The 13,019-nt window shown below is 65.8% G+C and carries 11 protein-coding genes; 3 read left to right on the top strand and 8 right to left on the bottom strand.

Annotated elements, in window-relative coordinates; translation table 11 throughout:
- The first annotated feature begins 165 nt into the window (after positions 1-165).
- Positions 166-1,533, top strand: a complete 1,368-nt coding sequence (locus GDN70_RS01745; RefSeq protein WP_028143873.1) for an ABC transporter substrate-binding protein — start codon at positions 166-168, stop codon at positions 1,531-1,533.
- Positions 1,534-1,773: 240 nt separating this feature from the next.
- Here the strand turns inward: GDN70_RS01745 and GDN70_RS01740 are convergent, their stop codons facing one another.
- Both GDN70_RS01740 and GDN70_RS01735 read right to left on the bottom strand, forming a co-directional pair.
- Positions 1,774-4,437 carry an EAL domain-containing protein gene (locus tag GDN70_RS01740; protein WP_038950760.1) on the bottom strand — a complete coding sequence of 888 codons (2,664 nt, stop codon included), beginning with the start codon at positions 4,435-4,437 and terminating at the stop codon, positions 1,774-1,776.
- A gap of 128 nt (positions 4,438-4,565) precedes the next feature.
- Positions 4,566-5,273: a hypothetical protein gene (locus tag GDN70_RS01735; protein ID WP_038973087.1), complete on the bottom strand. Its 708-nt coding sequence runs from the start codon at positions 5,271-5,273 to the stop codon at positions 4,566-4,568.
- Positions 5,274-5,453: 180 nt separating this feature from the next.
- Here GDN70_RS01735 and GDN70_RS01730 point away from each other — a divergent pair, with 180 nt between their 5' ends.
- Both GDN70_RS01730 and GDN70_RS01725 read left to right on the top strand, forming a co-directional pair.
- Positions 5,454-6,503 (top strand): LysM peptidoglycan-binding domain-containing protein, encoded by a 1,050-nt coding sequence (locus tag GDN70_RS01730; RefSeq protein WP_038973079.1) that lies wholly within the window; start codon positions 5,454-5,456, stop codon positions 6,501-6,503.
- A gap of 184 nt (positions 6,504-6,687) precedes the next feature.
- Positions 6,688-7,980, top strand: a complete 1,293-nt coding sequence (locus tag GDN70_RS01725) for a Spy/CpxP family protein refolding chaperone (RefSeq protein WP_049801917.1) — start codon at positions 6,688-6,690, stop codon at positions 7,978-7,980.
- Positions 7,981-8,013: 33 nt separating this feature from the next.
- On the opposite strand, the gene GDN70_RS01720 is transcribed toward GDN70_RS01725, so the two are convergent.
- Genes GDN70_RS01720 through GDN70_RS01695 form a run of 6 tightly spaced genes read right to left on the bottom strand, consistent with a single transcriptional unit; the run spans position 8,014 to position 13,017 of the window.
- On the bottom strand, positions 8,014-9,057 hold the full coding sequence (locus GDN70_RS01720; RefSeq protein ID WP_197742269.1) for a uroporphyrinogen decarboxylase family protein: 1,044 nt from the start codon (positions 9,055-9,057) through the stop codon (positions 8,014-8,016).
- A gap of 48 nt (positions 9,058-9,105) precedes the next feature.
- Positions 9,106-9,975, bottom strand: a complete 870-nt coding sequence (locus GDN70_RS01715) for a fumarylacetoacetate hydrolase family protein (protein WP_095425518.1) — start codon at positions 9,973-9,975, stop codon at positions 9,106-9,108.
- A 3-nt stretch (positions 9,976-9,978) separates the two neighbouring features.
- The gene (locus GDN70_RS01710) at positions 9,979-10,638 is read right to left on the bottom strand and encodes a polysaccharide deacetylase family protein (RefSeq protein ID WP_028143880.1); all 660 of its coding nucleotides are present in this window, start codon (positions 10,636-10,638) and stop codon (positions 9,979-9,981) included.
- A gap of 9 nt (positions 10,639-10,647) precedes the next feature.
- The gene (locus GDN70_RS01705) at positions 10,648-11,469 is read right to left on the bottom strand and encodes an ABC transporter permease (RefSeq protein ID WP_028143881.1); all 822 of its coding nucleotides are present in this window, start codon (positions 11,467-11,469) and stop codon (positions 10,648-10,650) included.
- A 7-nt stretch (positions 11,470-11,476) separates the two neighbouring features.
- Entirely contained in the window at positions 11,477-12,283 is an 807-nt protein-coding gene (locus GDN70_RS01700; RefSeq protein WP_050995725.1) for an ABC transporter ATP-binding protein, read from the bottom strand.
- On the bottom strand, positions 12,262-13,017 hold the full coding sequence (locus tag GDN70_RS01695; RefSeq protein ID WP_028143883.1) for an ABC transporter permease: 756 nt from the start codon (positions 13,015-13,017) through the stop codon (positions 12,262-12,264). Before GDN70_RS01695 ends, GDN70_RS01700 begins: the two co-directional genes overlap by 22 nt.
- Between the last annotated feature and the right edge of the window lie 2 nt (positions 13,018-13,019).

Below are 13,019 nucleotides of genomic sequence, written 5' to 3'. Positions count from 1 at the left end.
TAGAATGGCGGGCAGCGCATGCACGCAACGATAGCACATGCGCGTTGGCGCGGGACTCGGGAACCCAACATTCCCGGCCGCGCATCCCGGCTTCGCAATGGCGCGAACTGACGGATATGGCTCAGCTTCGCATCCTGTGAATGCCATAGCTGGGGGAGCACCATCATGGATGGAAACTCATCAAGCGGTCGCGCGCCCGTCAGCCGGCGCAGCTTCGTCAAGGGATTGGGCGCTGCGGGAGCAGTCTTGCCGGCCTTCACCATGTTACCGCGCACGAGCTTGGCCGTGGATGACCAGGCCTATGCCAGCGCCGCAATCGACTGGAAGCAGTTTGCGGGGCAGGCGATCACGCTCGCAGGTGCGATCCATCCCTGGTCCAGTGCGATCACGCCGCTGTTGCCGGATTTCACCAAGCTCACCGGCATCAACGTCGTGACCGACTTTGCACCGGAAACCACATACCTGAGCGCGATACCGATCAGGCTCGCACGCGGCAGCAGTACACCTGACGTTTGCATGTTCGCCACGTACGGCCAGGGCATCTCCGGAGGGTGGCTCGAGCCGCTGAACGCTTATTATTCCAAGAAGTCGCTGACCGATCTTGTTTGGTATGACGAGCGCGATCTTCTCAAGACCGCCCGGACTTTCTCGCTGTGGCCGGACGGCGAGAGATACGGCTTCACGATCACGTCCGAGGCGATGACCCTGTTCCTCAACAGCGAAATGTTGGCAGCCAAGGACTTGCCGGCTCCCCAGACTTTCGACGAACTGCTCGCGACCGCCAGGGCAGTCAAGACCGATGCGATATCGGGAATCGCGATGCGAGCCCAGGCGGGCGGCAATTCCACCCCAGCGGCCATGGCTTTCGTGTTCTCTTACGGTGGCGCCATGATCAAGGACAACAGGGCCGCTTTCGCGAGCCCTGAGGCGATCGCGGCCGTCGACATGTACGGACGGCTGCTCCGCGAGGCCGGGCCTATCGGGGTCGGCAGCTATGAATGGTACCAGGTGCTGGACGATTTCCTGCAGGGCAGGACAGCAATGGCGATCGATAGCAGCAACTTTGCGACCGACATCTCCAATCCAGCGAAGAGCCATGTCGCCAAGCAGGCGGGGTTTGCAGCCTTTCCGCATCTCCCCGGCCGCGAACCCGTCCCCTTCATGTCGCACTGGCAGGCGTGCATCAATTCCAAATCAAAGAACAAGCAGGCCGCTTTCCTGTTCCTGCTATGGGCAACGAGCAAGCCGACCTCGTTGCGGACCGCAGCTGCGGGACTGGCAACGACACGGCTGTCGGCCTGGTCGAGCGAGGCTTTCAATAACGCATTCGGCCGGCAAGCAGCCGAGGCAGCACTGAGCAACTTGCAAAAGGCCGATGTCGATCGCGCCAAGGCAATCCTTTTCCACCCGCAATCGAGACCCATCCAGGATGTCTTCATGATTGGCGTTAATGAAGTCGTGTCCGGAGTCAGATCGGCAAAGGATGCAATGATCGCCGCGGCTGAAAAGGCCAATGCCGCGATCCGTGGATAAGGGAGCCGTCCCGAAGCAGTACGCGCGTCATGGCTCGCGCGAGTAGGGCGGATCAACGTCGGCTGGCCGATGGACGGCGGACCTCATCGCCGGCTGTGGCTGACAGCCGAGTGTGACCCATTGCAGAGTCGACGGGATTGATGTGGTAGAAGTCTTTCTCAGTCCAAGTTTGTCCGGCGGGTTAGGCCGCACTTGTGAGATGCATAAACTCCGCAGCGTTTTCCTTTCAGCGTCGCGCCGCTAAGCCGCAACCGCCTGCGACGCCAGCAGCTGCTTCAGCTTCGCAGCCGGCACGGCCGGGCTGAACAGCCAGCCCTGCATCTGGCTGCATCCCAGCCGGCGCAGCACCTCGCGCTGGGCTTCGGTCTCGACGCCTTCGGCGGTCGTCGCCATGTGGCGGGCCGCGGCCATGTGCACCACGGCCTGCACGATCGGGGAGGAATCTTCGGACTGACCGATGTCGTTGATGAAGCTGCGGTCGATCTTGATCTTGTCGAACGGGAAGCGGTGCAGATAGCTCAGCGAGGAATAGCCTGTACCGAAATCGTCCAGCGCGATGCGCACGCCGAGCTCGCGCAGCTGCTGCAGGATCGTCAGCGCCTCCTCGTCGTCGCGGATCAGCACGGTCTCGGTGATCTCGAGCTCGAGCCGGCCCGGTGCAAGTCCGGACTCCGCGAGCGCGGCAGCGACCTTCAACGCCAGCGTCCGCGAGCGGAACTGCACCGGTGAGACGTTGACGGCGATGTGAATCTGGCCGGGCCAGGAGGCGGCCTCACGGCAGGCCTGCTTCAGTACCCATTCGCCGATCTCGCCGATCAGTCCGGTATCTTCCGCCACGGGAATGAAATCCGCCGGCGAGACCATGCCGCGCTCGGGATGGCGCCAGCGCAGCAGCGCTTCGCAGCCGGTCACGACATTGGCCGCGAGATCGACCAGCGGCTGGTAGTGCACCTCGAACTCGCCGCGGGCGAGGGCCTGGCGCAGATCGAGCTCGAGCTGACGGCGCAGCCGCGCCTTGGCGTCGTATTCGGGCGCGAAGATGCGGAAGGTGCGGCGTCCCTCTGACTTCGCCGCATACATGGCGAGATCGGCGCGCTTGAGCAAATCGTCGAGATTGTCGCCATGGTCGGGCGCGATCGCGATGCCGATGCTGGCATCGGTCGGGACCTCCTGGCCCTTGCAGTCCACCGGCGTGCGCAGCGTCGTCAGGATCTGCTCGGCGAGCGCCGTCAGCTCGGCCGGATCGCTCGTGCCGGCCTTGACGATGGCAAACTCGTCGCCGCCGAGCCGCGCGACGAGGTCGTTGCCGCTGACGCAGGCGCGCAGGCGCATCGCCACCTGCCGCAGCAATTCGTCGCCGACCTCGTGTCCCAGCGAATCGTTGACGCCCTTGAACTCGTCGACGTCGATATAGAGGATGGCGAACGGCTTGCCTTGGGTAAGCTCCGCCACGCGCCGCTCCAGATGGCCGCGCAGCAGCACGCGGTTGGGCAGGTCGGTCAGCGCGTCGTAATGCGCCATATGGGCGATGCGCTCGTCGGCGCGGATGCGCGCGGTGACATCGTCGTGGGTCGCGAGCCAGCCGCCGGCAGCGCCGGGCTGGTTCTTGATCTCGATCAGGCGGCCGTCCGCGGTCTCCACGATGGCGCTCTGGGTGCGCCCGACATGGCTCAGAATGTCGTCGCAATAGGCCCCGACGTCGCCATGGAACGAGCCGGTGTCATGGCGGTGCCGGATCACGTCGCGGAAAGTGGTGCCGGGCTTCACCACGTCGGCGGACAGGCCGTACATCTCGATGTAGCGCCGGTTGCAGACGATCAGCCGCTCGTCCTGGTCGAACATCAGGAGCCCTTGCGTCATCGTGTTCATCGCGGTGTCGAGCCGCTGCTTTTCGAGCGAGAGCCGGTTCGTCACCTGGCGGAAGATCAGGAACAGCGTCAGCACCAGCAGGCCGATCGACAGCACGGCGACGGTGACGAAGAATTTCGTCTGCGTGCGCCAGGTCGCAAGCGTCGCATCCAGCGACTTGGTCGCGACCACGACCAGCGGCTCGCCGGCGAGCAGGCGCGAGGCGACGATGCGGTCCTTGCCGTCGATCGGGCTGGCGAGCTGCGTGGTGACAAAGGTGCGGTCGAACACCGCCACCTGCTCCGGCGTGCCCTTGCGAAAGTTCTGCCCGATCATCGCATCGACACGCGGAACGCGCGCCAGCAATTGGCCGTTCTGGTGGTGCATCGCGATCGAGGATTCCTCGCCGAGCCCGGTCGAGGCGAAGAAGGATTCGAACTGCTCGGGCGCGATCGCGCGCGAGACCAGCCCGAGGAATTCGCCATGCGGGCCGGACACGCGCCGCGCGAACACGATCGCCGGTCCGCTGCCGAGCCGGCCGTTCACCACCTCCACGTCTTCCTGCGCAGTCGGATCGTTCTTGAGGCGGTTGAAGTAGCCGCGGTCCGCGACCGAGACGTCGGGGACCGGCCAGCGCCGCGACGAGTTGATCAGCATGCCCCTGGAATCGAACAGATTGGCGCCGGCGACGTCGGTCCAGCCGCTGGCTTTCGCACGCAGCACCTCGTGCATGGCCAGCGTGCCCATCTCGCTGCGGAAGATGTCGGCGGATTCGATGCCGCGGCTCTCGAGCTCGGTGATGATGCTCTTCTGCAGCACCGCGAAATCCTCGAACTCGCGGTCGAAATGCCGGGCCAGCAGGCGCACGGAATTTTCAAGGCTGTCGCGGCCGCTCTCGATTGCATTCTGCCGGAAGCGGTCGACGGTGAGCGCGGTGCCGATTGCGGTCGCGGCCATCAGCACGAAGCCGCCGACGATCAGCCATGTCAGTGGCGCTCCCCGCCAGCGACGGAGCAGCGCGCGCATGCGCGCGGTCCATCGGATCGATGTGCCCATCCAGCCCTCCCGTGGGATGCAAGGTGCAGCAAAACCGACAAGACCCCGTTACCAGCGAGGGTTAGGAAACTATGAATCGGAACGAAATCAGAGGGTTGGTTCCAGCGATCGCGGCGATTGCGGTGTACTCACCGCCTGATCTCCCACTCAAGCGCTTCCGCATTGCCCTTGGCGAACATCGCGGGGACATCGAACTTGCCGGTCTTGAGGTCATAGCGGCATTTCCAGTCGGCGAGCCCCTTCACGGCGACGTTCTTCGGATGCTTGTCCATTTCGCCCGACAGCGAGATCAGCAGGTAGCGGTTGTTGGGCCAGTCGACGCCGAGCCAGCGATACCCATCCTCCGTGCCTTTCATGAGATTGGCCGAGATGTGGTAGTCGAGCTTCATCTTCTTGGTGTCGGGACGGCTGTGGAAATAGGCCCAGGCGAGATCGCTGAGTGATTGCTTCGTTGCGCTTACGAACTTCCCATTCTCGACATGGTAGAGAAAGAGGTCCTGCGAGCCCGAGCCAGTCTTCTGCATGCGCACCAGCCATTGCGAGTCGCTGGTGAAGCGGAAGCCGGCGCCATAGCCCTGCTCGGGCTTCAGCTCCGTCATCTGATCCCCGCGCCGCGCCCAGACCTGCCATTTGACGCCGAAAAGGTCTTCACTGTCCTTCATGTACTGCTCGATCTTGGTGGCGCCGTCGGGCGAGGTGAAGGCCAGCTCGGCATTGTCGGTGAGGACAAACCCCGGCGGCGGGCCGGAGGCTGAAAGCGCGGGGGAAGCGGCAAGCGTCAGGGCAAGCGCCACCCCAAGGGTGAGATTTGGGGCGGAACGGCGAAATGCGGTCACGGGAAAATTCCTCAAAAAATGCCGCGATGCGGCCTCGCGTGATTTGACGCCGGCGGGGTGGCGCCGGTTCATCCCTGAGTGCCGGGACGGAGGTCTCATCCCATCGACCGTCTTGCTGCCGCAGCCAATTCGGCGCACCCTGCCGCCCTCGGCTGATTTGCCACCCAAGGTTCTTTTCCGATGATGACCGCATCCAAGGCCTTCATTGCTCTTTGCCTGCTCGCACTGGTCGGCACGGTGCTGGTGATCGGCCCGACCGAGCTGCGCCGCCTGCTGCCGGACGGGACCAAGACCGCCGTCGCCGCCAAGCCCGAGTCCAAGGTCGAACCAAAGGTCGAGGCCAAGGTCGACCTCAAGCCCGAGCCGAAACTGGAACAGCCCAAACCGGACCAGCCAAAGCTTGCCGCCATCGCGCCGCCTGCGCCCGCGGCGTTGCCGTCGCCGGCCCCCGAGCCGAAGGTGGCCGCGCTGGGCGAGATTCAGAAGCAGGTCACGGCGCTGCCCGATCTTGCACCGGTCAAGCCGCCGCTGGCGGTCGCCGACACCGGCCCCCGTTTCGACGTCGCCCGCGTCGACGATCACGGCGAGGCGGCGGTGATTGCGGGCCAGGCCACGCCGGGTGCCAAGGTCGAGCTGCTACGCGACGGCAAGCCGCTGGATACGGTGGTCGCGGACGCTTCGGGTCAGTTCGTCATGACCCCGCCGCAGCTTCCCGCCGGCTCCTATGAATTGACGCTCCGCGCCAGGGCGCCGGATGGCACGGTCACGCAGTCCAGCCGGACCATGCCGGTGACCATCGCCGAGGCGGCGCCGCCGCCCGCGCGTCCGGCACCGGTCGCCAGGCAAGACGTGAAGCAGGCCGAGAAGCCGGACGACAAATCGGATGTCGTCGCCGCCCTGCAGTCGGGCTCGCCGCATCTGGCCGCGGCATCCGACGGGCTCGCGGCCCGGCCGAAGCTGGTCGGCGCGCCGAAACCTCGCGTCATGGCGCGGGCGCCGGCGGCGACGACCGTTGCATCGGCCTCGCCGGCGGATGGCCTCAGCGCCGCGCCGGCGGAGACCGGCAGCCGGGTGATTTCCCGCGGCGACAGCCTGTGGGCGCTCAGTCGGCTGGCTTATGGCGACGGCGCCCGCTACGCCGTGATCTTCAAGGCCAACCGCGACAAGATCCACAATCCCAATCTGATCTATCCCGGCCAGACGTTTGTGATGCCGCAAAAGGCGGAGTGAGGGCGCGGTCTTTCTCCTCCTTCTCCCGCGGGCGGAATGAAGTCAGCCGCCGCCCGCGACGCTTTGCCCTGTGTCCCCCGGGGAACAATTGGTTCCCCGGCGCGTCATCTCGATGCGCCGCAGTGCGCGCGCGGGCAGCTGGGAGGAGGCCGAATTGGTCAGGTCAGCGGTCGTGTCAGGACGCATGGGACTGGCGCTGGCAGGCGCGACCATCATGATGGCGGCAGTGCTGCTGCCCGGTAAGGCTGAAGCGCAGTTCGGATTGCGCGGCGGTCCGCTTGGCGTCGCACGCTTCGCCGTTGGCCATGTGATCGGCATGTCGCGCTTGCGCCATTCCCGCATGGCGGTGCGGGGCGGCCGATACCGCTCCGCCGCGTTGAGGTCGCAAGATCCACGTCAAGATCCGCGCGGCGCCGAGCGCAGCCAGAATTCCAATCCTTACGTCCTGCGTGCGGCACTCACGGCGCAAGCAGCCTTGTCGGGCTGGCAGGGCGGTCGCCGACCGCAGGGTTGGTGGCGCCATCCCGACGGCAGCTACGGCTGGGTCGGCCCGGTGTTCTGGCCGTTCGCGCATGACGACCTCACCAATGCCGTGGTCTTCGGCGATGCGACCAGCCTGTCGCTTTACGGCTATGGCGACATCTATGCCGCGCTCTTCGCGCCCTATGCGGCGACCGAACTCGCGGCCTACACCGCACCGCAAGGCCGGCGCGGGCGACGGGTCCCGACTGCGGAGACCCTGTGCGAGGCCAGCGACACCGGCGGTCTGCCGGTCGACCGCATCGCCAGCGCCCTGCAGCCGAACGAATTGCAGCGCGTGGCGCTCGACGAGCTCGCATCCGCCTGGACCAATGCGCGCGACACCATCCGCGCCGCCTGCCCGGCGCAGGCGCCCGCCAGCGCGTTGGAACGGCTGGGGCTGATGCAGGCGCGCATCGAGGCCATGATCAAGGCAGCCGACGCCATCGAGGCGCCGCTGGCGAAGTTCACAGGTCTGCTCGATGACGGCCAGAAGGCCAAGCTCGAGGCTCTCTCCAAGGACCGTCGTGCCGCGCTCGCGTCCATGCAGCGCAAGGATACGAGCAAGGATACGAGCAAGGATGCGCAGGCCTCGAGCGCCTGCGACCCGAACAGCGATCCCCGCTATGACGAAAAGCTGCAGCGTCAGTATGAGCAGCTCGTGCAGCAGCAATGGCCGGCAGATGATGTCGCCTCGACGCTCCGTCTCGACGACACCGCCCGCGCCCGCTTCGAGGTGCTCCAGGACACCACGCTGCGCACCATGGAAACGCTCAGTGCCTGCCCGTCACAGACGCCCGAGACACCGCAGGCCCGCCTCACCGCCGTGAAAGCGCGGCTGCAAACGATGTTGCAAGCGGTGAACGGCGTCACCGATGCGCTCGACGATTTCGAGGCGGATCTGACCGACGAGCAGAAGGCCGGCTTCGAGGCGATCGGGCCGAAGCGGGGGGCGTGAGGCCGACGGCGAGACGCCTCCCCGTGAAATCGGTTAGCTAATCTCCCGCCTGACCTTCGCGGCCGCATCGCACATGGCCTTCAGCTTCCCGAATGCGGTCGCGCGCGGCATGTATTTCATGCCGCAATCGGGCGCGGGGATCAGACGGTCGGGCGACACGTATTTGAGCCCGTTGCGGATGCGATCGGCGACAGTATCGACGCTCTCGATCGCGGGGTCCGCGAGGTCGAGCACGCCGAGCATGATCTTCTTCGACGACAAATCCTTGAGCACGCCGAGGTCGAGCTTCGGCTGCGCCGCCTCGATCGAGATCTGGTCGGCGATGGTGTCGTCGAGCTCGGCCAGGTAGGAATAGCCGGCCGGCTTGTTCGAACCCGGCACGACGGCCGCATAGCCAAAGCAGAGATGCACCACGGTCGGCACTGTGATGCCCTGCAGCGCGCGGTTGATCGCCTTGACTGCATAGCGCTTGGCGAGCTCCGGATTGTTGCGCACCCAGGGCTCGTCGAGCTGGATCACGTCGGCGCCGGCCTTTTGCAGATCGAGCGCCTCGGCATTGACGGCCTCGGCCAGTGCCATCGCCAGCTCTTCCTCGTCCTTGTAGAACTCGTTCTTGGCCTGCTGGCTCATCGTGAACGGGCCGGGAAGGGTGATCTTCGCCGCACGCTCGGTGTTCTCACGCAGGAACTGCATGTCATGCAGCTCGACCGGGCCTTTGCGCCTGATGGGACCGACGACGCGCGGCACCGGCGTCTTCGTGTTGCCGGTGCGCGCCACGATCATCGCGGGATTGTCGCCGTCGATGCCATCGAGCGCGGTGGCGAAACGGTTGGAATAGCTCTCGCGGCGAATCTCGCCGTCGGTCACGATGTCGATGCCGGCGCGTTCCATGTCGCGGATCGCGACGATGGTGGCATCGTCCTGGGCTTCCTCCAGATGCTCCGCCGGCAGCCGCCACATGTCGTGCAGGCGGGTGCGCGGCACCACCTTCGACAGCATGGCGCGGTTCACCAGCCATTCCGGCTGCGGATAGCTGCCGACCACGGTGGTCGGCAGGATGTGCGTTGGCATGGGCATGGGGTTCTCCTTCTTATTGTTGTTGAGCGCTGTTGTGAGCGCGTCTGGTCAGGCCGCGCGCGTTGCCGCGACTGAACCCTCGTCCTTGACGGGATTACTGAGGATGCCGATGCCGGAGATCTCGATCTCGACGACGTCACCGCCCTTCATCCACAGCGGCGGCGTGCGATAGGCGCCGACGCCGCCGGTCGTGCCTGTCACGATCACGTCGCCGGGCACGAGCTCAGTGAAGGTCGAGCAATAGGCGATCAGGGCCGGCACGTCGAAGACGAGATCGGAGATCGGCGCCTTCTGCACCTCGACGCCGTTGAGCCGGGTGATCAGCGTCTGCGCGGTGACATCGGTCAGCTCGTCGGTCGTGACCATCCACGGCCCGAAGCCGCCGGTCCCGGCAAAATTCTTGCCCGGCGCGAATTGCGAGGTGTGGCGCTGCCAGTCGCGGATGCTGCCGTCATTGTAGCAGGCATAACCTGCGACATGGCTGAGCGCAGCTTCACGCGCGATGCGGCGGCCGGCCTTGCCGATGATGACGGCCATTTCGCCCTCATAGTCGAAACGCTCGGATTCCAGCGGCCGGATCATCGGCTGGCCGTGGCCGACCTGGCTGTTGGCGAAGCGGGTGAAGATCATCGGATGCGCCGGCGTCGGGTGGCCGCTCTCGGCGAGATGCGTGGCGTAGTTGACGCCGATGCAGAAGATCTTGTCGGGATCGGGGACCGTCGGCAGCAGCGCGACGTCCTGCAATGCGTAGTCGGGCTTCTCGGCGATGAGCTTCTTCAGCTCGTCGAGCGAGCCCTTTGCAAGCAGCGCCTTCAGCGTCGGATAGGCCTTCAGGCGCTTGCCGGCATCGATGACACCCTTGTCGGTGACGATGCCATAGCTCGCACTGCCGGCGATGGTGAAGCTTGCGACTTTCATGGGTCAAACACTCTCTTCGATGGAGGAAACATAGTCGTTGATCGGAAGCGCGATCTCGCCGCCCCGGATCGGAACGCAGGCCGGCGGGAAGTCCTGGCGGAAGCGGGCGCCGGCCGCACCGGCGCGGTCGAGAAAGCGTTCCAGATGCGCCATCGCGCCGGTCGGAAGATCGTGCAGCACCATCAGTGTCCAGGGCTGCCGGCTGCATTGGTCGAGCGCGCGCTCGGTCCAGCCGTCGGGGTCGTCCCAGTCGCGCGGAATCGAATTCCAGAGCACGCAGCTGTGCTTTTTGCGTGTGAGATAGTCGACCACGGACGGCTTGAGCAGCCGCTTGTCGAGATTGCCGCCGCCACCGAACGGCCGGAACCAGCGCTGCGGATGGGCGAGATCGCCAATCGCGTCCTGCGTGCGGCCGATCTCGTTCTCCGCGGTGTCGCGCCCGGATTGCTCGCCAAGCGGGATGCTGTGCGTGAAGGTGTGGTTGCCGATCCAGTGCCCCTCGCGGTGCGCGCGCTCCGCAAGGCCGCGCCGCTCGGGGTTGGCGAGCTTCTCGCCGATGACGAAGAAGGTGGTCTTGATCCCGCGCGTCCCGAGAATGTCGAGCACGCGCGGCGTCACCTCGGGATCGGGGCCGTTGTCGAATGTCAGGGTCAGATCGTACACGCAGCTACCTCAGGTCGCCGGCTGCATCGCGCCTGTCGCGATGTCGTCGTTGGCCTGGCCGGCGCGGGTGCCGGTCTGCCAGATCGCCGCCTTGCGCTCGATCCACCGGATTACGGCGTTGAAGCCGATCGCGAGGAACAGCACCAGCAGCACGCCCGCGAACACGTGCGGGCTGTCGAGGATGGTGCGGTAGCGCGAGATCAAATAGCCGATGCCGGCCGAGGAGATCAGCATCTCCGAGACGACGACGCCGACGATCACCAGCGCGCCGCCGACACGAAGGCCGGACAGGACGGTCGGGATCGCCGCGGGGATGATGACGCGGACCAGCCGCTGGCTCAGCGTCGCGCCCATGCTGCGGGCCGCGAGCAGGAGCTGCGGATCGATGGTCTGGATGCCGGCAGCGGTCGCGAGCATCGTCGGCAGAAAGCCGTAGATCGAGGCGAACGCGATCTTGGATTCCGAGCCGATGCCGAGCCACACGGTGAAAACGGGATAGAGGATCACCAGCGGCACCGCGTAGAGGCTCGACACCATCGGCATGATCAACACGCGCGGGCGCGGCAGGCTGCCGACGACGGCGCCGAGCAGGATGCCGCCGCCGCAGGCGAACGCCATGGAGACCACGACCTCGTAGAGCGTGACTGCCAGCGCATGACCATATTCGCCGGCGTCGGTCCATCCGGCCATCAAGGTGGACGATAGCGAGGGCAGGAACAGCTCGGCAATGAGCCCGGTGCGCGGCAGCAGCTCCCACAAGGCGATCAGGCCGATCACGATCAGATATCGCAACGTCCTCGCGCTTATTCTGGCACTGATCCTGGCGCTCATCGTCGCCTCACGCCGATTTGCGGATATGCCGCCAGATGCGGTCGCGCAGGCTCCCGAACGCATCGCCGCTCAGCATCTCGTAGGTGCGAGGCCGCGGCAGCTGGACCTGAAGATGGTCGACGATGTGGCCGGGCCGCGCCGACATCACGATCACCTCATCGGCGAGATAGACGGCTTCGGTGAGGCTGTGGGTGACGAAGACGACCGTCTTGCCGGTCGCCGCCCAGATGCGCAGCAGCTCGTCGCCCATGGTCATGCGCGTCTGCTCGTCGAGCGCTGCGAACGGCTCGTCCATCAGCAGCACGGGCGGATCCTGCACCAGCCCGCGCGCGATCGAGACGCGCTGCTTCATGCCGCCCGAGAGCTCGTGCGGATGGCGCCTGCCGAAACCTTCGAGCCCGACCAGCTTGAGCGCATCCTGCGCCTTGGCGCGGCGCTCGGCCTTGGGCACGCCGCGCAGCGCCAGCGGAAACTCGACATTGTCCTCGGCCGTCAGCCAGGGAAACAGGCTCGCTTCCTGGAACACCACGCCGACCCTGTCGGGGTCGGGCTGCAGGATCGGCGCGCCGCTGATGGTGATCGTGCCCGCGGTCTGCTGGCGCAGGCCCGCCATCATCATCAGGAGGGTGGACTTGCCGCAGCCACTGGGTCCGACCAGCACCACGAAGCGGCCGGGCTTGACCTCGAGGGAGACGTCCTCCAGCGCGACGACGTCCTGCGACCGGGTCTTGAACACCTGGCCGACATTCTTCACCTCGATCGCGCCGGCGCGCGGGGCGGGCTTCAATTGGGTCACGTTCGCCAATGGCTGCATCGCGTTTCCACCCATCTGACAAGTTCGTTGAAGGTCATGGCGATCGCGGCGACCATCACGACGCCGGCGAGGAGCTGCTTCATCTGGAAATTCTCGCCCCAGGTCGCGATCTGGTGGCCGATGCCGTCGCGCGAGGCGTACATCTCGGCGAGGATGACGCCGGTGAGGTTGAAGATCATGGAGATCCGCAAGGCCTCCAGCAGCACCGGCAGCATGCTCGGCAGATAGACCCGGAACGCGGTCTGCATCCGCGTGGCGCCATAGGAGCGTGCCACCGTCAGATGCTCGACCTTGACCGACTCCACCGCGGTGGTGGTCGACATGATCACGATGAAGATCGTGGAGAAGAAGCCGAAGCCGACCTTCTGGGCAAAGCCGACGCCGAACACCAGGATGAACATCGGCAGGAAGATCGACTTCGGGATGCTGAAGGCGAAGAACAGCAGCGGCTTGGCGACATCGGCGAAGTAGCGGTTCTCCGCGACCAGGAAGCCGATCAGCGCGCCGAACGGCACGGCCAGCGCGAACGCCGTCAGCACCTCGGTCGCGGTGACCATCAAATCCTTCTGCACCGCGGCGCGCTGCAGCAGTTCGCCGAGCGTCACGAATGTGTCGGAGGCCGACGGCAGCAGCCGCGGATTGACGATGCCGGTGCGCGACAGCATTTCCCACAGCGCCAGGACCGCGACGATGATCGCGATCCGCGCGAGGTTGATGGCGAGCGTGCCCTGCATCG

Origin of the sequence: Bradyrhizobium sp. TM102, from assembly GCF_009176685.1 — a bacterium.
Classification (GTDB): domain Bacteria; phylum Pseudomonadota; class Alphaproteobacteria; order Rhizobiales; family Xanthobacteraceae; genus Bradyrhizobium; species Bradyrhizobium ottawaense.
Note: the sequence above shows the minus strand (reverse complement) of the source record. Positions and strands in the feature narration are given on the sequence as shown.